A 24,158-nucleotide genomic window follows, 5' to 3' on the forward strand; every position below is an offset into this window, starting at 1 on the left:
AAAAAGCATAAAAAAACACTTTGTAAGTGTTTTTTTATTTTGTTCCAAATAAGAAAAAGTAATTCTTATTGAGCTGTTGTAGCTGTTACTTTTGCATTGAATTTAAATTGACCAGTAATTTTTGCTGAACTATCATTTGCTTTAACTGTTACTTCAACAGTTTTTGGTGCTGAATAGTCTCCCACTTCACCATTATTTGTAATTGCAAATTCACTTGCTTCTACATCTGATACTTTTGCTTTTATAGCATTTAAAACAGCTTGTGCAAGATCTGCATCTTTATTAACTGCTTCTAATTCATTTTTTGTAACGGCTTGTGGATTGCCTACTTTAATTCCTACAGTTTTTTCAGGCACTGTTACATCTGAAATATCTGCTTTTGCTTTTGGTAAAGTTACTTTAATATATCCTGATTTACCAATAACAACGGTTTTATCTTTTGCTGGAGTAATTTGAACATATACATCAACGTTACCTGCTTTTAAATTAACAGTATCTAATGCTTTACCTTGGTTGTCTGCATAAACTTCATATACAAAGTCAGTTGCTTGTGCTGTTTTTACAACACCTTGTACTGCTTTTAAAACATTAGGATTTAATCCGTTTTTAATTTCTTCTTTTGTAACTTTTGCTGCATCTATTGCATCTACAGTTTCAGGTGCTGCAATTGTTGTAACTCTTGATAAGTTGTTACTTTCAGTTTTGTTACATGCGATTACTGATGTTGTCCCTACAGCTGATACACCAAAAACTGCTAAAATCGATAAAAGTCTCTTCATTTCTTATATTTCCTTTCTCTATTAAGTAGTGTTTTTATAAAAGCAAATGTAATTAAAATTACATTGAATATATAAGAGAAAAATAACATTAATAATAATAATTAATTGCTTCTAACGCTACTTTATACAATTTATATCTTTCTTTTTCTTTCCCTTATAGAAGTAATTATACAATAAATATTTTTAAAGACAATAAATATTTCTAAAAAAAAAAAAAAGATTTTTCAAATAAATTGTTTAATCTTTTTCTGTATTTTTAGCTTCTTTTGATTCAGAAACCGGTTCTTCGCTTACTTGTTGTTCACTAACTTTTAATTCTGGTTTGGTCTGTTCTGGAACAAATGGCATAATTTCTTGATTTAATAAATTAACATTATTAATCATAAATTGCCCTGCTTGACTTGCTAATCAAAAACGACATTTCTTTTTACTACGGGTTCCTTCGGTATGATAAATTACTAATTGATTTGTTTTATCATTGCATTCAACACGAGTAATTTTTCGAATTAAAATTCGCTCCCCTAAAAAAGCAACTTCCTTTTCATCAATTCCAACAGCAATTAGTTGTAAAAATAAGAAAATATAAACTCCTACCCCAACTGTCAAGCCAAAAGCTAACACAATCATAATAATTAATGGTGCAGTTGTTGAGAAATCAATAACAAACTGGAATAAAAATCCAAGAATAACAACTGGTAAATTAATTCCTAACACTGTAAATAAAATAATTAAAATTTTTTTATTAATAAAACTTGCTTTAAATTCTCGTTTTGTAAAACTAATTAAATAACCAATAATTGATAAACTAACTGCAACAAATAAAAATGCTGCCATCGAGATTGCAATTATTGTTCCTTTTTCAGTATTTTCCATTTTTAGGCTTTCCTTTCTATCACAATGATTCTTATTTGCGAACTTGTGCCATTACTTCTGAAGCAAAATCAATTTCTTCTTTTTCAATTCCTTCGCCAACTTCATAACGAATCATATCAACAATATGAACATTATTTGCTTTTATAACATCACTAATTTTTTGATCAGGATTAACAACAAAAACTTGGTCTAAAAATGATATTTCTGCTAATTGTTTATTTAAACGCCCTTCAACCATTTTTTCTAAAATATTATCTGGTTTTTCAGCATTTTTTGGATCATTTTTTGTTTCAGCCGTTAAAATTGCTTTTTCACTATTTAAAAAATCCGTTGAAATATCATCACGTGAAATAAATTGTGGACGCATTGCACAAACATGCATTGCTAATTGTTTTCCAATTGTTTCATCAATTTTACCACTAAAAGTTAAAACAGTTACAATGCGATTATTAGAATGTAAATAAAATCCCATTGATTGATCTGCTTTTAAATGAATTATTTTAAAACGACGTAAGGTAATCTTTTCACCAATTGTTGCAATAGCATGAACAATAACAGTTTCTAATGATTCACCATTAACTGATATTTTTAATGCATCTTCCACAGTTTTCGGTTCATTATTAATTAAAGTTTCTCCTACGGTTGCCATTAAATCTAAAAATTGCTTATTTTTTGCAACAAAATCGGTTTCTGAATTAACTTCGAAAATAACTGTTTTATCACCTTTAGTTACTAAACCAACTAATCCTTCAGCAGCAACTCGATCAGATTTTTTGGCCGCTTTGGTAATTCCTTTTTCACGCAACCATGTAATTGCTTCTTCAATCTTTCCATCAGTAGCTTCTAATGCTTTTTTACAATCTAGCATTCCGGCTCCTGTTCTATCTCTTAATTCTTTTACTAATTGTGCAGTAACTGCCATTCTAATTCTCCTTTCAAATTTAAGGGTGCTTGTATTGAAACTAACCAGTTAATACAATTTAATTTTTTATGTTATTTTTTTACTATTTTATTATCAACAATTGTTAAATGTTTACTTAATTCACTAACCATTTCAGCTTTTTTTTCTTTTGGTAAGGTAAATCCTTCACTAAGAATTTCTAATTCATCAACTTTTAATTTTGATAATGTTTTTTCTAAATCATTATCAACTACATTAATTGTATCGAAATTAAAACTTGGTGGTGGAACTGGAACTGGTTCTTCTTTAACTGCGACAGGTTCTGCTACAGCATGTACCTCTTCTTTTCTTGAAGGTTGTACTTTATGTGCCGAATATGTTTCTTTTCCACGTTCATTTCTTCCACTCATTCTTCGATTATCATATTGCCCACCACGTGAATTACGATTGTCATAACCATCACGGCGCGTAAATTCATTTGGTTTAAATTGAGGTTCTGGCATTTTAATTCCCATTGCATCACCATATAAATCAGCAATATGATGGGTAATAATTGCAATTGAGCGTGAAGTATCATCATTTGCTGGAATAATATAGTCAATTGGGTCAGGGTCAACATTTGTATCACAAATAGCAATCACTGGAATTCGTAATTTGCGTGCTTCCCGAACGGCAATATGTTCCTCTTTTGGATCAACCACAAATAATGCTTGTGGTAATTCTTTCATTCCTTTAATTCCACCTAAGAATTTTTCTAATTTATCTTTTTCTTTTTTAATTAACATTTGTTCTTTTTTTGGTAATAATTTTAATTCCCCATTTTTTTCTTGGCGTTCAATATTTCATAATCTTTTAACACGTAAATGAATTGTTTTTAAGTTTGTTAATGTTCCACCTAATCAACGTTGATTAACATAAAAACATTCGCAACGTTCCGCTGCATCCTTAACAATCCACTTGGCTTGTTTTTTTGTTCCAACAAATAAGATTTTTCCCTTACGTGCAGCAATACTTGCCATTAATTTTTTAACATCTTCTAATCTTCATAATGTTTGTTGTAGATCAATAATGTGAATCTTATTCTTTTCACCATAAATGTATGGTTTCATTTTTGGATTTCATCGTTTTGTTTGATGCCCAAATTGAGCACCAGCTTCTCATAACATTTCTCTTGTTAATTCTTTTGCCATATTTCTATTTAATTCTCCTTTTCGTTAAAACATCCATTTATTTCTAACATTTACCACTATCTTATTAAAACAAATAGCACTGGGCAAATGAATCCATAAATGTGTATTGTATATCATTAATTTTATTAAATACAAGCAATAAAATTATAACATATTTTGTTTTAAACAAACAAATAAAAATGTTATTTATCAAAGATAAATAACATTTTTAGCTGTTCATTTGAATTCTGTTCATTTTTCTATTATTGTGTTTTAATTAAAAATTGTTTGTTTTTCAAGGTTTCATAATTTTTAATAAATTAAAAATAAGTAAATCAAAAACAATTATTTTTAATTCAACATTTTTAATGTCCAATGGTTCGGATTAATTTCTTCCTTTGAAAAATTAATTAATGGTAAATTCGGATTAAGTTGTTGCAATGTTAAAATTTTAATTAAATCTAAATTTTCATTTTGATGAATCTCATCTCTTGAGCGAGTTAACATTTGCTGCAAATATAATACCAAAATAAATAAGGCAAATAAATCGACAATTAATGTTGTAATAGAATAAATTTGTTGGAACAATTGACGCAATTTAATATTTTCTTCCAATATTATTGGAATTGATAATTTTGAAGTATTATTAATAATATTGAAAAGAATTAAAATAATAGCAAAACGAATAACATTGCTTTTTTCATCTTGACGGGTTAAAAGACCACATAATTGTAAACTAGCAATAAAAATAGTTATTACTAAAATAGTTAAAATAATAAATAATTCTTTATCATAACGAAGATTTACATCATTAAAATTATTAAGAATAACTGGTCCAATAATAACAAATGGTGAAGCATAAACAATATATAACAAAAGTGAAACTAAACGCCGACTATTAAAAATCATAGCTAGGGTAATCGTTAATTGTACATATGAATATCCTGTTAATAATATTCGATAATAACTTGGATCAATTGAATAATCTGGTACTAACACTAAATTTCAAATTAATTTACTAAAGAAAAAAGTACTAATTCCCCCAATAATTGAAACAAAATTTAGTGAACTACGTGAAGCACTAATTTTTTTACTTTTATAATGTAAAAAAGTTCATGATAAAAGAATTGTAAATAAAAAAAAGGCAGCAAAAATAAACATTCATAAAAAGAACTTAAAGACACCATCACTGACATATCTATTTTCAAGAATTCATTGACGAATAAAAGGGGTGCTACAAAAGTCTTTAAATAAAATATCATCAAATGAATAATTCATTAATGTTTTCTCCCCCTTTTTGTAAATTTCTCCACTATCATTATACTCTAATTTTGCAGAAAAAAAGAAAAATAATTATTAAAAAGTTGAAAAAATGGCAAAGCCAACGCTATACTCTCGATCATGACTAATTGAAACATGAACAAGTTCATTTTGTTCTAATGAAAGTCCTTCAACATGAAGGTTATTATCATCTTTTAAACAAATTGTTACTTGATTTAAAATTAACTTACTTTCTAATGCTTTAACTAAAGCTTCTTTTGCCGCTCATCGTCCTGCTAAAAATTGTCTTTGAGCATTTTTATCAAAAAAAGTTGCATATTGTTTTATTTCAGCTGGACTTAATACTTTTTGAATGAATGCTGTCGATAATTTAATTCGTTTATTTTGAATAATATCAATACCAACATTTTTAATCATAATTTTTTCCTCCGTTTGATAACTTACTAATATTTTAACAAAAAAAGGTTGAAAAACGATATAATAATTTTATAAAAGAAAATAATGGGGGGCATCATATGAATAATATCAGTTTTAAAAAAGTTGATTCCACAATTATTAAAGCAATTATTACTACTTATCAAAATTATGCAATTCATAATACAGATTCCAATAAAACTAATGTTTTTAATAAAAATGGGATTATTATTACAATTTATAAAACAAATAGTGTTTTGTTTCAAGGCTATCAAGCTGAAAAAGAAGCAAAACGTTTTTTTCCAACCTTAATGAGTAATTTACAAAATAAAAATGTTTCTATTCCAATGACATATTTTCAAAAAGATGTGATTGGTAACGATGAAGTTGGTGTTGGCGATATTTTTGGCCCTCTAGTTGTTACTGCTTCTTATCTTCCGCTTGCAACTTTTAATGAATTAGCAAAGTTACCAATTAAGGATAGTAAAAAGATGACAAAACAGCAGATTTTAAGTTTAGCCCCAATAATTAAAAAAATAGTCAAAAGTGTTACTATTATTATTAATAATGAACTTTATAACAAATGATATGCTAAATATCAAAACGCTCATATTATTAAAACCTTAGCGCATAATCAAGCTTTAGTCCAATTATTAGCAAAACATCAGTTGAATAATAAAACAATTTTTATTGACCAATTTGTTAACCAAACAAAATATTTTGAATATTTACAAAAAAATAAAACAAGTACAATTATCAAAGATAACCTTGTTTTTATTACTAAAGGAGAAGAAAAATCATTAGCCATTGCTTGTAGCGCGATTTTAAGTCGTGCCGCATTTCTAATTAAAATTAATGAACTTGCAACAAAATATCATTTATCGTTTCCCTTAGGGTCTAGTGAAGATGTTAAAGCGCTAGCACGTAAATATAAAGAACTGCTTCCAGCAACTACTTACACTCAATTTTTAAAAGAACATTTTAATTTAACAAAAAAATAATCTTTCTAGAAGGATTATTTTTCATCTTCATCAAAAGCAATTATTTTATTAGGAATTATTTTTGCTTTATATTTTAATGGTTGCTGATGTGTTGCTAAATAAGCATCCAAATCTGCTTTCGAATATTTATGATTATTTAAACATAATGTTGCAATTACAATATCAAACACAGGGCCAAGAATTCAAATTCAATTAAAACATACTAAAGCAATTGAACAAAAACCAACCACAATTCGAGCTCAATAAAGATTTTTTAATCCTAAGATGGCAAAAACTAAGGTAATAATACTAAAAATGCTAATAATAATACTAAAAGCCAATACAAGTTCTTTTTGATAAGGAAAATTTAAGATTTTTGACCACATATCACGATAAACATAATATAAAACGGAAAAAATAATATTAAAAATAGCAACTACAATCGCTAGAATCATAGCAACTTTACCTTTTTGATCTAATTGGCGATGTTTTTTAATATTTATCATAATTTTAATTTGATCAACTTTGGTAATATTATTTTCTTTAATTTGCTTACGAAAATAAAATAAGTTATTAATTCAGATATAAAAATATTGAAATGAAGTACATAAGGTAAAAATTAACACTGAGCCAACAGCTAATAAGGCAAAACCATTTGTTACATAAAAATTTAAGAAAAAATAAGGAAATAGAGTATTGTCTGGTTGGTGGTCAATATGTCGAATATAACCACGAATTAAAATACAAATTAAATATAGGGTCGGATATAAACAAATTAATCAATAATTAGTTTTATGATGGATTTCAAATTTGTAAAATGTATCACCAGCGGTAACAATATAACTTAAAATCATTGCAATCGGAATAATGGTATGCAAAATAAATGTTGAAATTCATTCATAAACACTCATATTTGTTACTATATCACCTTGCACTGCTAATCCTAATCAAAATACTAGCATTGTCATTGTAATATAAACTGTTACCATTAAGCGAATAATAAAATCTGGTTTTGTATTTTTAAATTTTTTTTGAAATAAATAAAAAATAAAATAAACAAAAACTAGATAATTTGTTTGTGTTGTAAAATATGAATAATAATGGCTTAAGCGCTCTAAAAAACTTGGTAACTGCCCATAAATGCCACTTTTTGTTTTTAACGCTAAAATAAAATCACAAACTAAAAAAGCAAAAATTAACATAATACCAATAATACGATAAATTAATAATTTCCGATCTGTAAAAAAATGCTTCATCTTAAAAACCTTTCTTTCTCTAATAATTTATAAAAATAAGTTAATAAAGGTTTTTTATTTTATTTGATAATTTATAGTTTTATTTGTAAATCTAATTATTTTTCCTCTTGTCGTTCGACTATAACATTAATAACTGGTAAGCAGCGATAATGCACTTGTGCTTGGTCAAACATCCGCTTTGCTGCTTGATTATCATCGCTGCCTTCGTATTTGTCATCATCATAAATAATTTCTTTAATTCCAGCTTGAATAATGATTTTTGTACATTCTGCACAAGGAAATAAGGTTGTATAAATTCGACAATTTTCTAAATTTGTTCGTGCACTTAAAATGGCATTTAATTCAGCATGAGCAACATAAGGATATTTTGTTTCTAAATATTCCCCTTCCCGTGCTCATGGAAAATCATCATCATTTAAACCACGGGGTAAACCGTTATAACCTGTCGCAATAATTTGCCCAATTTGGTTAACAACACAACTCCCAACTTGTGTATGTGGATCTTTGCTTCGCATTGCACAAACATGCGCAACACTTAAGAAGAAATCATCTCATGATAAATAATCATTACGTTTTTTTCCTGTTACTGTTTTCATAAATTAAAGATTCCTCCTTTAAAATTAGAAAAGAGATCACTAAAACTAGACTGACTTTGTAACAAAAAGATTGGTCAATTTGCTTTTGGATAAAAATAATAATTATTTAACATTTCCTCAATTGCACTCTTTTCCATCAAACCTGCACGTCAATAACTTAATAATGCCTCAATAACAGCACGATTATAGGGTGGAACATAACATATTCATAATAATGCAATTGTACTAACCATAATCATTGTTACAATAATAAAAACTGGATATAATATTGTTCAATTAACACGATGTAAACGGTTAAATTCTAAACCATAACCAAGCGCACTACCAACAAAAAAACCAACAAAATTAATTAAATAAAATGAATAACCTAAAAAGATTGGCATTATTAGCAACCACAGCATAATAATTAAAGTTCGTTGGTTGGCAATTAACGCCCCTAAATCTTCTTTACCATAGTTATAACTAAACAAACTTCCCCATAAAATTGCTAATAAAATAGTTGATCCGCCAAAAATTCAATTTGGTAATACGGCTGCTAAAAATACTCCGGCTAAGGGGATCCCAACTACTAAAATGACTGATAATTTTCAACGCCCTAACAAAGCTTCTGCATAACGAGCAACACTAAAAATCATAAATAAATTTAAAACTACTAACAATGGGTTACTGGAAAATAAAACATATGTTCATAATCGTCATCATTGATTATTTCAAATTAATAAATCACGAGTAACACCACCATAAACTAATTGCGTTGCTCCTTCACTTAAGCCTTGAGTATTAAAAATTTTCTCACCAAAAAAGATTCCAACAATTGGAATAATTAATAATAAAGCAATTAAAACTCATGTAACACCAAGGTTATTGACACTTAATTTATCACTTAGTTGCTTTAAATTTTTTGTTAATTTACTATTAGGGTCTTTAATCCCATCTAAAATTTCCTCAGTTGTCATACCTGCCATTGAAGTATCATTTTCATTATTTTCTTGCAACATTGTAATGTTCGGATAATAAGTACTTAAAAGGTCAAGATAATTATTTTTGTCAACAAATAATGTTACATCGCCACTATCATCTTTATAAATCTGCGAACGATTTTCAATTAAAATAATTGATAAAATAGTAAGTTTTGCGAGTTGAAATTTTTTATTTAAAAAAGTCTTTAACGTTTCCACAACCTCATCATTAATGATGAAATCATTAAATTCACCACTAAAATTATCAATAATTTTAATAATTTGAAATTCTTTACTATCAACTTTATATAAATAAACATTATTATTATTATTATTGCGTGGTTTACTTTTATAAACATTGTATTTTTCTTGTTTTAAAAAATAATCAACTAGAGATAATTTATCTTTATCAAAACTCATTGTTTTTTATCCTTTCGCGCGTAATATTGCTAATCTTTGTTCAAACTCTTGTGGTAAGGCTGCTGTAATGGTCAGATTTTCTTTAGTAACTGGATGAATAAATCTTAATTGATACGCATGCAGATATTGTCCAAAACTTTCTTTTTTATCAGCGACTGTGCCATATAACGGATCACCAACAATAGGATGGTTAATGTATTTTAGATGGGCTCGAATTTGATGAGTTCGACCGCTTTCTAATTCACACTCTATATAAGTATAATCATTAAAGCGTTCAATTACAAGAATATTAGTTACTGCTTTTTTAGAATTTTTTGCTGTAACTGTCATTTTCTTGCGATTATTAGGGTCACGACCAATTGGCGCATCAATTTTAGCGCGATTTTCAATAATTTGACCATGAACAAGCGCTAAATAGCGGCGTTGTAATTGCTTTGTTTGAATTTGTTGTTGTAGTTGATGATGAACAACATCATTTTTAGCAATAATTAAAGTTCCTGTCGTTTGGCGATCAATGCGATGGACAATTCCCGGGCGTTGCTCACCACTGGCAGTTGACCATTGCACTCCTCGTGCTAATAAAGCATTAACTAAAGTATCATTCTGGTGTCCTGGTGCTGGATGAACAACTAAATTATTTGGTTTATCAATCACCATTAAATAACTATCTTCATACAAAATTGTTAATGGGATTGGCATTGGTGTTAATTCACTTGCTTTAGGATTTGGAAATTCAATGCGAACATGGTCTCCAATTTGACTAACATAATTTGCCGGCACAACTTGTCCATTAACTTGAACTTTCTCTTGCTTAATTAATGCTTGGATTTTAGTTCGCGAAAAATGAGTGGGATTTTTTTTAAAATAATCAGTTAAAATTTTATCAATTCGAGCTGATGAAGAAACAGTAAAGGTAATCTTAATCATTTGGTTCAAAATGCTCTTCGAGTTTGCTTCGTGCTCGCTCACGATAAAACTGAATAATTTCAATAATAATAGCAAAAATTAAGACAATAACACCAAATGTTACTCAAGTATCAGCTAAATTAAACACACTATAAGGGGGAAATAAAATTCATGCTAGAAAATCAACAACCCCACCATGGTTTCACATACGGTCAATTAAATTACCAAACCCACCAGTTGTAATCATCATTAAACCAACAGCAGCAGTTTTATTATTAATATATAAAAAAATACTAAATGCAAGCAAAGTAATAAAAACTGCACCAATAATAACAAGCGGAAGATTATCAGCATTTGTTCCAAAAGCAATTCCTTTATTAACCATAAATTTAAAATTAATAAATCCATCCAAAAATTTAACTTCGGGAGCTGCTGGGTCATGGTACAATAAATGAAAAGCTAATTGCTTCGTAATAATATCTAACATTAATAACGAAATAAAAATTGGTAGACAAACTTGGAATTTATATTTTCAAATATAATCTCGATTTTTAAAATGGTCTTTAAAATCATATCAAAATTGTTTTGTTCGTTCTTTCATTTGCTTTTGACTCCTTTTTCGTTTTATATATTATCGCACATTTTTTACCCATAAAACATTAAAACAGCGATCACAAATTTCATTATTTTGGACATTTAAATGATTATAAATCATTCAACAACGTTGGCATTTTAAACCAGCTTTTTCTTGAACTTTTAAAAAACTAGTTTCATATTCTGTTAAGTTCTGATGGTCAGTAGTAAAAATAATTTCACTAACAATAAAAATTTGATATAAATCCTTAATTGCTGCTAAACTTGCATAGGCTGGTTTTAAAGCAATCGTTACTTGACATTCTAATGATTTTTTAATTTCTTTTTGTTCACGACGACGTTCTAATTCTTTATTAACATCATCTCGTAATTTCAACACTTGATCTCATTTTGCAATTAATTTATCATTAATAGCCATTGTTAAAACAAAATTTTCTTCTAAATGAACCGAGCTTTGTTGGTCAGGATATGTAATAAAGCGATGACTTTCTTCAACTGTATGCGGAATAATTGGTTTTAAAACATCAACTAAAATCCGATATAAATAATATAATGTTGTTTGTACCGCACGACGACGTGGTGATTTCATTTCCTCAATATATAAAATATCTTTTGTAAAATCTAAATAAAATTTTGATAATGTTATGGTAACAAAATTATTAATTAAAGTATAAACATTATTAAAATTAAATTCTTCATAACTTTTATTTACTTTTTGTTGAAATTCCTGCGCTAAATGTAACACATAATAATCAACCTCTCCTAATTTTGATTGTAAATCAGTTGCTGGATTAAAATCATTTAAATTTGCTAATAAAAACCGTAATGTATTACGAATTTTTCGATAAGCTTCCGCAATTTGTTTTAAAATTTCTGACCCAATTTTAACATCATCACGATAATCAACCGAAGCTACTCACATTCGTAAAATATCAGCCCCATACTGGTCAGTAATTGCTAATGGTGAGATAACATTTCCCAATGATTTACTCATTTTGCGGCCTTTTTCATCATTAGCAAAACCATGTGATAAAACAACTTTGTAAGGAACATGACCTGTCGCCACAACCGAAGTAATTAATGATGAATTAAATCATCCTCGAAATTGGTCAATTCCTTCCAAATAAACATTAACGGGATGGGGTAAATGATATTCTTTTGTTACTGCTAAATTACTAACACCACTATCAAATCAAACATCCATAATATCTTCCTCTTTTCGTCAATTGCGATTTTGATAAGCTGGCGGCAACAATTGATCAGCACTTCATTCAAATCAAATGTCAGTTGTTTTTGCTTTGGCAAATAAATTAATTACATGTTCAATTAATTCTGTTGTAAATTGTGGTTGATTATTTTCATCGTAAAAGGCAATAATTGGTACACCCCATAATCTTTGACGAGAAATACATCAATCCTGACGATTTTCAATCATTGTTTCCATTTTTTTTGCTGCTCATTGTGGATTTCATTGTACTTGTCTAATTTGTTTTAATAATTCTGGTTTAATTTTTTCAATTGAAACAAATCATTGTGCTGTTGCACGATAAATAACTGGTTTTTTTGTTCGTCAATCAATTGGATAACGATGTTTTGTAAATTTTAATTTTAACAAAGCGCCATTTTGTTCTAATCGTTGACCAATCATTTTATTTGCATCTTCATAATAAACACCAACTAAACTATCATCTGCTACTTCTGGAGTATATTTTCCAGTATCATCTAATGGTGCAAAGATTGGAACATTGTTCGTACGGGCAATCAAATAATCATCTTCACCAAATCCCGATGCGATATGGACAATTCCTGTCCCAGCTTCAACAGTAACATGGTGGCCAAGAACAACAGAACTATCGCAATCATATAAAGGATGTTTTGTAATAATTCCAACTAATTTAGCACCAACTACTTCTTGTACAATTTTAACTTTTTTCCAATTTAATAATGTTTGTAACTCGTCAAATAAAGCCTTAGCAAATAAGTATTTTTCACCTTCAACAAGAACTTCAACATAAACAACATCTTTTCCAACCGCTAACAATTGATTCATTGGAATTGTTCATGGTGTTGTTGTTCAAATTAAAAATTTTGTTCCTGGTTTAATCACCTTATTTCCTGTTGTTACTGTAAAAGTTACATAAATTGATGGTGATGTTAAATCAGCATATTCAATTTCTGCCTCCGCTAAAGCTGATTCACTTGAAGGTGATCAATAAATTGGCTTTAATTGCCGATAAACTAATTTTTTTTGAACCATTGTTTGAAATAATCGTAATTGTTCTAATTCATATGGCAAATCTAATGTTACATATTTTTGCTGAAAATCACTAAACAAACCTAACCGACTAAATTGCGTAATTTGTTTTTCAATTTGGTCTAAAGCATATTGACGACAAATTTGGCGAAAGGCAACTGGTGGAGTTGTTTTCCGATCAACCCCGCTTTTAACAGCAGCGGTTTCAATTGGCAAACCATGCGTATCTCACCCACAAATTCATGGACTATAAAATCCTTTTTGATTATAATAACGAACAATAAAATCTTTTAAAATTTTGTTTAACGCATGACCAACATGTAAATCTCCATTTGCATAAGGAGGACCATCATGTAAAATAAATGGTTGGTTGTTAGCATTATGTTGATAGCGCACTGAAACAACATTTGTTTTAAGTCACTCTAACTGAATTTGCGGTTCTTTTCCTGCCAAGTTAGCTTTCATCTCAAATAAGGTATTGGGAGTTAATAATGTATCTTTATAATTCATCAGTGTTTTTTCCTTTCTGTCATAAAAAAAGTAAGACTATAAGAGCGCAAATGCACGGTACCATCTTACTTTATAAATATTGTAATAATATTTACCTTTTTTTCTTTATTTTAAATTGTAAAAACAAGAGATAATTATTTGTCTTTTTTGATTAGCTCACATCATCCTAATCTTGCTGTAATAAAACGAGCAAATAACCGTGGTTTGTTTTCTTATAAATAAATATTACACTATTTATTTAATTTTGTTAATAATTTCTTTTTTAATCAATTCTGTAATTCGTTCACCATCATTAATGGAAAAGGCATAAATGCGCTTATTTCGTTCTAAAAAATCATCAATTACTTTTAACACATTCTGGGGATTATGCCGATTATGATCAATGTAATCAAGTAATACTGCAATTTCTTCTTTAAAAGCATAAGAAAAATCAACTGCTTTCATAATAATCCGTCCTGCATTATGACTTGCAACTTCAAATGCTTCGCGTGATTTTTCAATATTATACCGTGAAATATGCTCTAAATGTTGTAATTCTTGTAAACGCAACATTAATTGGCGATTATCGTATGTTAATTTTTCTATAATTTCATTTTGTTCATAAATAATTGTCCGTAAATCTTTTTCTTGTTCTGCCATATTTTCCCCTACTTTATTCAAACTTTGCAATTGTAATTCGATAATGTTGATTTTTTGATGGTAAAATTGCATTAATTTTAAAACGACCATACCGTTTTATTGATATTATAATATCACAAGCAACTTGAAAAGTCTTATTATTTACCACTGAAAAATTAACATAAACATAATTTTGTTCAACATATTTTTGTGCTTGTTAGCGTGAAACATTGCAAAGGGCACTTACCACAGCATCTAAGCGTAAAATTTTTACTGTTTTTGTAAAAACAGTAAATTGATATTCAATAACAACAGAGGCAGGGTTAATAGTCCAAGTTAATAAGTTCTTTTGAATAATTAATGGATCATTAATAAACACTGGCATAATTTTATTTAAAACACTTAAATATAAATAATTTTCTGTGATATATAAATCACCAATCACTCGCATTTCTAATTGTAATTGGTTTAAAATAAAAACCAAGCACCTGATGATGTTGAAAAAAATGCGGTGTTGGTTGTTTCGCATGTAAAATAACCGTATTATCGTGCTTAGCATTAAAACTAACTGTTGCTCGAAAACCATTTGTTAATGGTTTATGAATAAAATAATTAGTAATGTTTTCTTGTGACAAGATTGCTTGCAAAATTTCAATTTGACGTAAATCAAGAAAATCTGTGTTAACAAATTGCCCACGGTGGACTTGTTCACATCATCCTTTAATTTTACTAATTAATTCATAATCTTGCTGATAATGTTGCAATAATTGTGTCTTATTAAGCATCTTTTTGAATTGTAAATTGATAAGTTCTATGTTCATTTTTTTGAACATCACCATTAAAAGCATACATCACACCACTAATAAAATCTAATAGCCGTACTCGTTCTCCTTTTGGTAAATTCTCTAAATGAACAATTAATTGCCCTTTTGTCAATAATAAATCAGCCATTTTGGGAGCATCATTATAACTATCAGCAATAAAACCAGTTGTAAGTACACTTGTGTTACTACTAACTTCAGAAGAAGACTGTACTTCGCTTTTACGCTTAAAATCCACCTTTTGAAAGGGTGTTTCTGGGGCAAGAACAGGTTTTGTTAATGGTTGATCACTATGGACAATTGGTGCGGTTGGGCTATCATTAAAATCAATTCGTGGTTGAGATTCGTAAATACTTCGTTGTTTTTTCTTAAAAATACTCATTATTATCAACTACGACGAACAAATGGTGGTAAATCATCATCATCATCATGTTCAACGACTTGATTATTATTAACATGTTCTCGTCACGCATTAATCCGACGGTTTGCATTCGCTGTTTCACCTTCAGCATTTTCAGATAAATTAGTGAAATAACTTGGCCGTTTACGAGCAACATCTTGATCATTGTCATCACTAACCTCAGCATCCCGTGTTGGGCGTGGTGCTGGTGCTTCGTATTCTTCCATTGAAGCACGATAACCATTATCTGGATTAGTAAAATTTTGTTCTTCATCGAACCCAGTTGCGATGACAGTTACAATCATTTCATCATCTAAATGCTCATTAACTGCTGTTCCAAAAATAATATTAACTTCGCCACCAATTGCTTGTTTAACAATATCAACAGCATCATTAGCATCATTTAAGGTTAAGGTATTACCACCAGTAACATTAATAATAGCATCACGAGCACCACGAATTGATGCTTCTAATAACGGAGAAATAATTGCTTTATTAGCAGCTTCAATTGCTTTATCTTTACCTGAACCAATCCCAATTCCAAATAAAGCATTCCCTTTATTTTTCATCACGGTCTTAATATCTGCAAAGTCTAAATTAATTAAGGATGGTACTGCAATTAAATCAGTAATGGTTTGAACTCCTTGGCGTAAAATATTATCTGCTTCTTTGAATGAATCTTTTAATGGGACACCACCAATTACTTCTAATAAGCGATCATTTGAAATAATAATTAATGAATCAACATGTTTACGTAGTTCTTCGGTTCCTTGAATAGCATAACTATTGCGCGCACGTCCTTCAAATGAAAATGGCGTTGTAATAATTCCAACGGTTAAAGCACCCTGTTCTCTGGCAAGTTTGGCAATAATAGGAGAAGCCCCAGTTCCAGTTCCACCACCCATTCCAGCGGCGACAAAAACCATATCTGCCCCTTTTAAAGCGTCTTTAATTTCCTCTGCTGATTCAATTGCTGCTTGACGACCAACATCAGGATTAGCACCTGCTCCTAGTCCTTTTGATGTTTCTTTACCTAATACAATTTTATTTTTTGATTTTGAAACACTAATAATCTGGGCATCAGTATTAGCAACAATAAATTCAACCCCTTGTACGCCTGCTTCAATCATCCGATTGACAGCATTATTACCAGCACCACCAATACCGATAACTTTTATTGACGCGACTTGTTCATAATTATCAAAATTGTCCATAACCTTAATTCCTCCATTTTTTATATATTATACTATTTATTTAATATTTTGGTAGTATTTTTGGTTGATATTGTTGCGAACCGTTTAAATGCTGGTTACTTAGTGGCATAACCCCTTGTGCCAGATTAGCATTGCCACCTGGTTGATGATGCTCACCATATTTGTCATTTCGTGGTACTTTTTTATCACCATTATTATTTAAATAACGAATATAACGATGATCAACCGATTGAATATTTGTTGCACTAACTTTATTTGCTAAATGTTGATAATAAATATTTCCCAATAAGCCAGTACATCATGTTTCTTTTGCTCCTAATGTTGAAGCAATATAAACTGTAACATTTTTATCTTTATTTAACGCCAACAAATTTTCTTTAAACCCACTAATTCGTAAAATTTTACCAACAACAACAACTGGATAGTTATAGCGCCCTAAGCTATTAGCTAACTTTTCACTCAATGTTTCCATTTCTTCTGTTAAAACATGATTAACAATTCGTTTTAAATCATAATGGGTAAAATTTAATTGTGTTTGTTGCTGTTGATCATATTTGCTATAAATAATTAAATTATCTTTACTATTATTATTTAAATTAATAATTTTATATAAATATTTTAGTGCTTGCTTATTATCACAACTTAAGACATTACGTAATCGCGTAATTATTTTTTTAATCCCACCCGGAATAATAATTTGTTCACATAAAGTTTCACGAACAAAAACATAAGCGATAATATTATCATAATCTCAATTAATAATTGTAATTCCATTTTGTAAATCAACTGGTGATGAAATATTTCACGCAAGACTAAACCCTTCTGGAAGGATACCCATAACTTCAATTTTGGCATATTTAAGTGTCGCAAAAATACTTTGAATAATCTGTTTTTTTGTTACATAAACAATTGCCTTAATACTTAATTTGTGAGCCGCCTGCCCTATTGGTGGCGCTGATAATGCTTTTTGTTCATTAAGAATGTAACGATATGGTCTAATAAAAAAAGCAGTTTCATCATCTAATAAAGGAACTTCTTTTGATAATGTAATTAATGAATCAATATCATTCTTCGTAATTAGACGATCATGTGTTAAATTTAACATTTTGGTTGAAGTTTTAATTGTCATATTATTTGCTGGAATACTAATTGCCACCCGTTCAATTACAATTCCTAATTGTCGATTTGCATCTTTAATTAAATTAACTAATTCTTTAGCCACATTTTTTTCATCAATAATGATACCATTATCACAAAAATGATATTCAAGATGCCTTTTATAAAGCACTTTAATTTGTGATTCAGTATAAACACCAACCATAAAACTAAAACTATAATTTTTAATTTCTAACACAGCATATACTTCTTTTAACTTATAATCCACTTCGTTCACCTCCTTTTCAAATTTTAGAATATTATTTCACCCGTTCTAATATTCTTAATTTAGCACTTGTACTTCGATGGTTGTTTGTTTGTTCAGTTACCGAAGGTACAATTGCTTTCTTAGTAATAATCTGATAATCACTTTCAAAATGTGATATTACTGGTAGCTGTTGATTTATTTCATAATTAGGATCTTTTGTTAAACTTTGAAAATATTTTTTAACAATACGATCTTCTAATGAATGAAACGAAATTACAACTAACCGACCATGCACCGCTAATAAAGTTGTTGCTTGTCGTAATGATTCTTGTAAAAAAAATAACTCTTGATTTACTTCAATTCGTAATGCTTGAAAAACTCGTTTTGCTGGATGTTTTGCCTTTTTTAAAATCTTTTGTGGCAAACTTTTTTTAATAATTTCAACAAGATGGAAAGTAGTAACAATTTCTTTTTCATTACGAGCAATAACAATGGTTTTTGCAATTACTTTTGCAAATGGTTCTTCACCATAATCTTGAAAAAGTTTTACTAAAGCTTCTTGCGAATAAGTATTAACAATGGTTTTTGCTGTTAATCCTTGATGTTGATTCATCCGCATGTCCAATGGACTATCATATCGATAACTAAAACCACGGTTATCATCATCTAATTGTGGAGATGATACTCCGAGGTCATATAAAATCCCATTAACCGCTTTAACATGTCGTAGTTGTAATTCAGCAACTAAATTAACAAAATTATTTTTAATAATTTCATAATTACGATATTTACTCTTCTGCAAAATTTCTTCAGAAGCAAAAATTGCTGCTTCATCTTGCTCAAAGCAATATAACTTTCCATTTGGAAGATGCTTTAAAATTTCAAGACTATGTCCCGCTCGCCCTAAGGTACAATCAACATAAATTCCATTGTTTTGAACATTTAAACCGGCAATTGCTTCTTGTAATAAGACTGTCTGATGTTTAAATTTCATACGTTAAATTTTTTCCTCAAAACTTTTTGCTGCTTCTTCGATTCCTGGTGCTTGTTCAATGTATACTTCTCAAACTTTCGGATCTCATAATTCTAAGTGGTCATTGTTTCCAATAATAACAACATCTTTTGTAAAATTTGCTTTATTTTGCAAAATGGACGAAATTTTAATTCGTCCAGCATTATCGAAAGTAGTTTCATCAGACATTGACATAATTTTTCGTGTCAAAGCCCTTCCTTCGGCTGTGGCTTGTCCAGTTGAAGCAACTTTTTCTGTTCACTTTAACCATTCAACTTCATTGCGAACATCAATACAACCATCAAAACCAAGAGAAATAAAGACTTTATCATCTTTAAACTGTTCTCTCATTTTAGAAGGAATTGTTAATCGTCCTTTATCATCTAATGTATGATTGTAAGTTCCTAATAATGCCATTTTGCCCCATTCTCCCCCACTTTCATACATATTGTATTATAATTTTTCCCATATTGCAACACTTTTCCCCAAAAATTTTTTACAAAAAAATAGTCCTACTACTGGACCAATAATATAAAAGCTTTTTTAAACAAGATAAATTATAAATACAACATTAGTTAAAAAAAAGAATCTCTTGATCCTTTCCTATAATTAGTTATAACCTAATCAACTCTAATAACTTCTTTATCCTTATAATATCCACATTCACGACAAACTCTATGTGGTTTAATTAATGCTCCACAATTTTTACATGCTATCAAAGTTGCTCCAACTAATTTAAAATGTGTTCGGCGTTTTCTTTTTGCCTGTTTGGATTTTTTTCGAAATGGTACCGCCATTATTTCTCCTCCTTTGTTGTTTTAACTAATTTTTCGTGTAATTGTTCTCATCGTGAATCCGCTTGAGCTGCTTTATACGCTGCAAATTCTTCCTCAGAAAAAACTTGCCAAGTTGAATTACCACTAATTATTTTATCACTTTTTTTAGATAAATTAATAGGAATATTCATAATTATTTCATCTCACGCATATTTTATTATATCAAAATTTTGCTCATTTAAGTAATTAATATCACTTTTTTTATAAAATTTAAAACTATACTCATCATTTCATTCTAAATTAATTGGAACAGCAAAATGTTCTAATGTCTGAGCATCCTCAACAACAACTTCGCCAATAATTGTTGCAACAATATTAATTGCATTAAGATTTGAATGATAAGTAATTATTCCCTTAATATTAACATCTTTGATTCCTCTAATATTAACCGAATAATCTAGTAATTCTGGGCTAATATTTAATTGTATATCGACAATAACTTGCGGTTGTTTAATAAAATCTGTTTCTGTATAAATCATTTTGTTCCCTCATTATTTTGTTGACTTTTGTTGCCAAATTTGAATAATCTTACCCTAATAAATCTTTTGTTAAATTATTCATTAATATAATATAATATAATTATACATTTATTTTTATAAAATATAAATGTGCTGTAAAAAATGAGGAGCAAAAATGAAAATTATAACATACGAAAAAGAAAACCAATTAACTGATTTGCAAATTCAATTAATTGAAAAATTAAATAATGACATTCAGAGTGTTCTAGAGTTAACTATTAACGAATTAGCAGATAGTCTTTTCATCAATACTTCTACCTTAAGTCGTTTAATTAAAAAATTGGGGTTTGAAAATTATAGTAAATTTAAAGTATGAGTTGCTGGAAAGTATAATAATATCAAGGAATTTGATATCCAAAAAAATGAGACAACTCTCCATAATATTATTGATAATATTTATAAACTGCATACTTATGCATTAGATGAAACTTATCGAAATTTAAAAGTTAATCAATTAGAAAAATTCATTGATACAATTCATACGAGTGAACGAATTGTTATCTGGGGAATTAGTCGCCATACTTTAGTTTGCGAAAATTTAAATTTACACTTAAATGTTTTAAAATATAACTCAACTTATCTTGTTAATTATTATGCCACAATTCAATTAATTGAAACTCTTAGTGAAAATGATTTATTAATTTTAATTTCAAAAAGCTTACAAGATGCTGAATATCATTTCCTAATTGAAATTGCAACAAAACGAAATGTTAAAATTATTTTATTAACAATTAATAAAGAATATAAAGGACCACCCAATTTACAAAAACTAACCTTAGAGAATACTGAAATTCTAAATTTTTATGTTGATAATCCCCGTTATGTTTCACGGTTGATGCTAATTAATATTATTTTTGGAATGTTAATTGCAAAATATCATCCTACTCATAATGAAGAATATCAAGATTATTATGCAGCCATTGATGAATGACACGAATATATTAAAAAAATAAAATAACTAGTGAACATCTGTTTCAAAAGATGTTCTTTTTATATAAAAAATAAAGCAAGTTCTAATTAAAAGGATTAAGATTTAGTGTTCATAAATTACCTTAATCCTCAAATACATAAATTTTTTTTCTAGCGAATTTGTAATTGTAATTTCTTCAAATTCATTTTAATTTGTTCAAATTGTTGGTTAATATCTGTTTCAGTTAGCTGTTTTGCCATATCATTAAATGTAAAACTAATTGTTAAAGCAACATGATTAGGCATTTCTTTATGATCAAAATACTGGTCAATCACTTCTATTGCAACAACATTTTTAACTCCTGTTAAAATCTTTTTCTTAATTTGTTCGTAGGTTACTGTTACTGGTACTCAAATTGAAATGTCACGACTACTTGTACTAAATTTAGAAGGCGGTGTGAAAAATGTTTGTTTCTTATGCGGATAATTAAACATTACTTCAAAATTAATTTCGCCAAAATAAGTTGCACTTTTTAAATCAACTTCTTTTTGATAACTATGATTAATCACACCAATAATTGCTAATAATTGTTTTCCTAAAAAAACATGACTAGTTTGATAAGGATGGTAAATTTTATTTTTTGGTGCTGATTGATATGATAATTCATCAATATCAATTTGTTCACTTTGCAAATAAGCTTCCAATAAACTTTTAATATAATAATACGAATTAGAAAGACTATCGCCTGTTATTTTATTTTGAATAATTTCTGCTTGACTTACAAATGCCCCATGATAATAACTTTTCTCATTTACATAAATTTTTTCAACAGTAAATAACTTAACATTTTTTTGATTTCGAGCATTATTGTATTTAACACTGTTTAATAAACTATTTGTTAAACTTAACCGCATTACAGCATGTTCTTCCGATAATGGCGATAGTAATTGATATGGTTTTTGATAATTAAAAAAGTTAAAATGAGTAATTTCTTCTTGTTTAACTAGCGCATATGTTTTTGCCTGATAAAAACCATTATTTAAAAAGAAAGTTTCAAAATTTTTAATTGTTTTTTCAGAAGGACGTTTAGCCTTAACTAAATTTGGTAAGACTGGTGGTTGAGCAACAATGTTATTATAACCAAATAACCGGGTAATTTCTTCAATCAAATCAGCTTTCTGAAAAATATCGGTACGAGTTGCTGGTGGTGTCACAAATAATTGTTCACCTTCTGTTTTAAATTGGAAAGCTAATGGTTCTAATAAAGCTTTAATTTCTAATAAGGTAAAAGAATAACCGATAAATTGATTAATCTCAAGTAAAGTAATGTTAATTGACTCAACTGTTTTCTTATATTCTTTAATAAAGTTTAAAACTGATAACTCGGCTAAAAAACCATTAATTTTTAATAAATACAAATAACGTGATAATCCTAATCCAACAGTAGCATAACTAAGGGGTTTGATATAACGTTGTAAATTAATGTTACTAATACCAACTTTTCGTTGTTGTTGACGCATTATAATATGATTTAAATGGAGTGCTAACACTGTTATCTCCGTTGTTGTAGCACTAATAGCATAAGTCGGATTAACGCGGACACCAATTAATTCTAAAAATTCATTCCCATCAAGAACTACTAAATCACCTTTTTTAATATTAAAAGTTTTATTTTCATAATCATCAGTAATTTTTAAAGGGTTTTTAATTTTATTAAAATCATAAAGTAATAATGGTTGCCCTGTTTCAAGGGTTGCTTTAATTGCTAAATCGCCAAATGGATCTGCTACATTTGATTGATATTCATTAATTTTTAACCAAATTCGATCTGATAATTTTAGCGGAGTTTTTTCCGGCGTTAATTTAATATTAACACTAATTGCTGATTCAACTGCTGATGTTGCAATTTCTACTTTTAATGGATTTTGATATTCTTTTAAATTTTCTGTTGATTCTAATTCTAACGGAAATAATTCACGTTTAAAATAGTGGGCTAATTCACGGGCTAATTCATAAGCACTTAAGCAATCACTGCGGTTTAATGTTAAATCAATCTCAAACAAATAATCAGTTAAACCAATTTTAGTTAAAACATCTTCAGCACCAATCATATCATATGAACCTTCTTTTTCATTAAAAGTTAAAATAATTTCATCTTGTTCGGCTGGCGTTAAATATTTTTCAGCAATTCCTAATTCACTTAGTGAACACATCATTCCTTCCGAAGCATATCCTTTAATTTCACGTTTTGCAATTTTTGCACCATCGGCTAACACTGCCCCTGGACGAGCAACGACAACATATCCATTTTCCGCTGGGTTACTAGCTCCGCAAACAATTGGATCAACTAATTCTTGTCCTATATCAACTAGACAAAACTTTAAATGCGTATCAGGAATTTCATTAACAACTTGAATTCGACCACAAACAATATTACTATTACGATCAAAATTATGCGTACGTTCTACTTCAAACCCTAAACTATTTAAAGCAGCAACAATATCAGCATTACTAATATCAGTAAAATCAATATATTTATTTAATCATCTTCTTGTAATAATCATTTTAAACCTC

At 28.7% G+C, this 24,158-nt stretch carries 26 protein-coding genes; 2 read left to right on the forward strand and 24 right to left on the reverse strand.

Annotation, left to right across the window (positions count from 1 at the left end; all coding sequences use genetic code 4):
* Positions 1-65: 65 nt before the first annotated feature.
* From SDAV_RS07960 to SDAV_RS07985, 6 genes are all read right to left on the reverse strand, one after another.
* A complete protein-coding gene (locus tag SDAV_RS07960; protein ID WP_114565194.1) occupies positions 66-779 on the reverse strand; it encodes a spiralin lipoprotein in 714 nt (237 codons plus the stop codon).
* Between the two features lie 237 nt (positions 780-1,016).
* Positions 1,017-1,652 (reverse strand): hypothetical protein, encoded by a 636-nt coding sequence (locus SDAV_RS07965; RefSeq protein WP_114565195.1) that lies wholly within the window; start codon positions 1,650-1,652, stop codon positions 1,017-1,019.
* A gap of 31 nt (positions 1,653-1,683) precedes the next feature.
* Positions 1,684-2,574, reverse strand: a complete 891-nt coding sequence (gene tsf, locus SDAV_RS07970) for a translation elongation factor Ts (RefSeq protein WP_114565196.1) — start codon at positions 2,572-2,574, stop codon at positions 1,684-1,686.
* A 71-nt stretch (positions 2,575-2,645) separates the two neighbouring features.
* Complete coding sequence (rpsB, locus tag SDAV_RS07975) at positions 2,646-3,743, reverse strand: 30S ribosomal protein S2 (protein ID WP_114565197.1); 1,098 nt, start codon at positions 3,741-3,743, stop codon at positions 2,646-2,648.
* A gap of 330 nt (positions 3,744-4,073) precedes the next feature.
* Entirely contained in the window at positions 4,074-5,000 is a 927-nt protein-coding gene (locus SDAV_RS07980) for a hypothetical protein (protein ID WP_114565198.1), read from the reverse strand.
* Positions 5,001-5,078: 78 nt separating this feature from the next.
* The gene (locus SDAV_RS07985; RefSeq protein WP_114565199.1) at positions 5,079-5,420 is read right to left on the reverse strand and encodes a holo-ACP synthase; all 342 of its coding nucleotides are present in this window, start codon (positions 5,418-5,420) and stop codon (positions 5,079-5,081) included.
* 98 nt (positions 5,421-5,518) lie between these two features.
* Here SDAV_RS07985 and rnhC point away from each other — a divergent pair, with 98 nt between their 5' ends.
* Positions 5,519-6,418 carry a ribonuclease HIII gene (rnhC, locus tag SDAV_RS07990; RefSeq protein WP_114565200.1) on the forward strand — a complete coding sequence of 300 codons (900 nt, stop codon included), beginning with the start codon at positions 5,519-5,521 and terminating at the stop codon, positions 6,416-6,418.
* Positions 6,419-6,432: 14 nt separating this feature from the next.
* On the opposite strand, the gene SDAV_RS07995 is transcribed toward rnhC, so the two are convergent.
* The 17 genes from SDAV_RS07995 to SDAV_RS08065 form a co-directional block, all read right to left on the reverse strand.
* Positions 6,433-7,653 (reverse strand): Pr6Pr family membrane protein, encoded by a 1,221-nt coding sequence (locus tag SDAV_RS07995; protein ID WP_114565201.1) that lies wholly within the window; start codon positions 7,651-7,653, stop codon positions 6,433-6,435.
* Positions 7,654-7,748: 95 nt separating this feature from the next.
* Positions 7,749-8,249 carry a deoxycytidylate deaminase gene (locus SDAV_RS08000; protein ID WP_114565202.1) on the reverse strand — a complete coding sequence of 167 codons (501 nt, stop codon included), beginning with the start codon at positions 8,247-8,249 and terminating at the stop codon, positions 7,749-7,751.
* Positions 8,237-9,628, reverse strand: coding sequence for a rhomboid family intramembrane serine protease (locus tag SDAV_RS08005; protein ID WP_114565203.1), 1,392 nt, complete (start codon positions 9,626-9,628; stop codon positions 8,237-8,239). The genes SDAV_RS08000 and SDAV_RS08005 overlap by 13 nt, the downstream gene beginning before the upstream one ends.
* A gap of 6 nt (positions 9,629-9,634) precedes the next feature.
* Complete coding sequence (locus SDAV_RS08010; RefSeq protein WP_114565204.1) at positions 9,635-10,555, reverse strand: RluA family pseudouridine synthase; 921 nt, start codon at positions 10,553-10,555, stop codon at positions 9,635-9,637.
* Positions 10,548-11,135, reverse strand: a complete 588-nt coding sequence (gene lspA, locus SDAV_RS08015; protein WP_114565205.1) for a signal peptidase II — start codon at positions 11,133-11,135, stop codon at positions 10,548-10,550. The genes SDAV_RS08010 and lspA overlap by 8 nt, the downstream gene beginning before the upstream one ends.
* Before the next feature lie 30 nt (positions 11,136-11,165).
* Positions 11,166-13,892, reverse strand: coding sequence for an isoleucine--tRNA ligase (gene ileS / locus SDAV_RS08020; RefSeq protein WP_114565206.1), 2,727 nt, complete (start codon positions 13,890-13,892; stop codon positions 11,166-11,168).
* 234 nt (positions 13,893-14,126) lie between these two features.
* Positions 14,127-14,531 (reverse strand): hypothetical protein, encoded by a 405-nt coding sequence (locus SDAV_RS08025; protein WP_114565207.1) that lies wholly within the window; start codon positions 14,529-14,531, stop codon positions 14,127-14,129.
* Between the two features lie 13 nt (positions 14,532-14,544).
* Positions 14,545-14,679: a hypothetical protein gene (locus SDAV_RS14115; RefSeq protein ID WP_281268790.1), complete on the reverse strand. Its 135-nt coding sequence runs from the start codon at positions 14,677-14,679 to the stop codon at positions 14,545-14,547.
* A gap of 48 nt (positions 14,680-14,727) precedes the next feature.
* Positions 14,728-14,895, reverse strand: a complete 168-nt coding sequence (locus SDAV_RS13415) for a hypothetical protein (protein WP_245938334.1) — start codon at positions 14,893-14,895, stop codon at positions 14,728-14,730.
* A 4-nt stretch (positions 14,896-14,899) separates the two neighbouring features.
* The gene (locus SDAV_RS13420) at positions 14,900-15,295 is read right to left on the reverse strand and encodes a hypothetical protein (protein ID WP_245938335.1); all 396 of its coding nucleotides are present in this window, start codon (positions 15,293-15,295) and stop codon (positions 14,900-14,902) included.
* Positions 15,288-15,713, reverse strand: a complete 426-nt coding sequence (locus SDAV_RS08035) for a cell division protein SepF (protein WP_114565208.1) — start codon at positions 15,711-15,713, stop codon at positions 15,288-15,290. The genes SDAV_RS13420 and SDAV_RS08035 overlap by 8 nt, the downstream gene beginning before the upstream one ends.
* Before the next feature lie 2 nt (positions 15,714-15,715).
* On the reverse strand, positions 15,716-16,945 hold the full coding sequence (ftsZ, locus tag SDAV_RS08040) for a cell division protein FtsZ (protein WP_114565209.1): 1,230 nt from the start codon (positions 16,943-16,945) through the stop codon (positions 15,716-15,718).
* 40 nt (positions 16,946-16,985) lie between these two features.
* On the reverse strand, positions 16,986-18,329 hold the full coding sequence (locus tag SDAV_RS08045) for a cell division protein FtsA (protein WP_245938336.1): 1,344 nt from the start codon (positions 18,327-18,329) through the stop codon (positions 16,986-16,988).
* A 31-nt stretch (positions 18,330-18,360) separates the two neighbouring features.
* Positions 18,361-19,302 (reverse strand): 16S rRNA (cytosine(1402)-N(4))-methyltransferase RsmH, encoded by a 942-nt coding sequence (rsmH, locus tag SDAV_RS08050; protein ID WP_114565210.1) that lies wholly within the window; start codon positions 19,300-19,302, stop codon positions 18,361-18,363.
* Positions 19,303-19,305: 3 nt separating this feature from the next.
* Complete coding sequence (mraZ, locus tag SDAV_RS08055) at positions 19,306-19,737, reverse strand: division/cell wall cluster transcriptional repressor MraZ (protein ID WP_114565211.1); 432 nt, start codon at positions 19,735-19,737, stop codon at positions 19,306-19,308.
* A 203-nt stretch (positions 19,738-19,940) separates the two neighbouring features.
* A complete protein-coding gene (rpmF, locus tag SDAV_RS08060) occupies positions 19,941-20,117 on the reverse strand; it encodes a 50S ribosomal protein L32 (protein WP_114565212.1) in 177 nt (58 codons plus the stop codon).
* On the reverse strand, positions 20,117-20,635 hold the full coding sequence (locus SDAV_RS08065) for a YceD family protein (RefSeq protein ID WP_114565213.1): 519 nt from the start codon (positions 20,633-20,635) through the stop codon (positions 20,117-20,119). Before SDAV_RS08065 ends, rpmF begins: the two co-directional genes overlap by 1 nt.
* Positions 20,636-20,789: 154 nt before the next feature.
* On the opposite strand from SDAV_RS08065, the gene SDAV_RS08070 reads away from it, so the two are divergent.
* Positions 20,790-21,632: a MurR/RpiR family transcriptional regulator gene (locus SDAV_RS08070; RefSeq protein WP_114565214.1), complete on the forward strand. Its 843-nt coding sequence runs from the start codon at positions 20,790-20,792 to the stop codon at positions 21,630-21,632.
* A 122-nt stretch (positions 21,633-21,754) separates the two neighbouring features.
* Here the strand turns inward: SDAV_RS08070 and pheT are convergent, their stop codons facing one another.
* Positions 21,755-24,148, reverse strand: a complete 2,394-nt coding sequence (gene pheT, locus SDAV_RS08075; protein WP_114565215.1) for a phenylalanine--tRNA ligase subunit beta — start codon at positions 24,146-24,148, stop codon at positions 21,755-21,757.
* Positions 24,149-24,158: the final 10 nt, after the last annotated feature.

It is taken from the genome of Spiroplasma phoeniceum P40, from assembly GCF_003339775.1.
Lineage (GTDB): Bacteria > Bacillota_I > Bacilli_A > Mycoplasmatales > Mycoplasmataceae > Spiroplasma > Spiroplasma phoeniceum.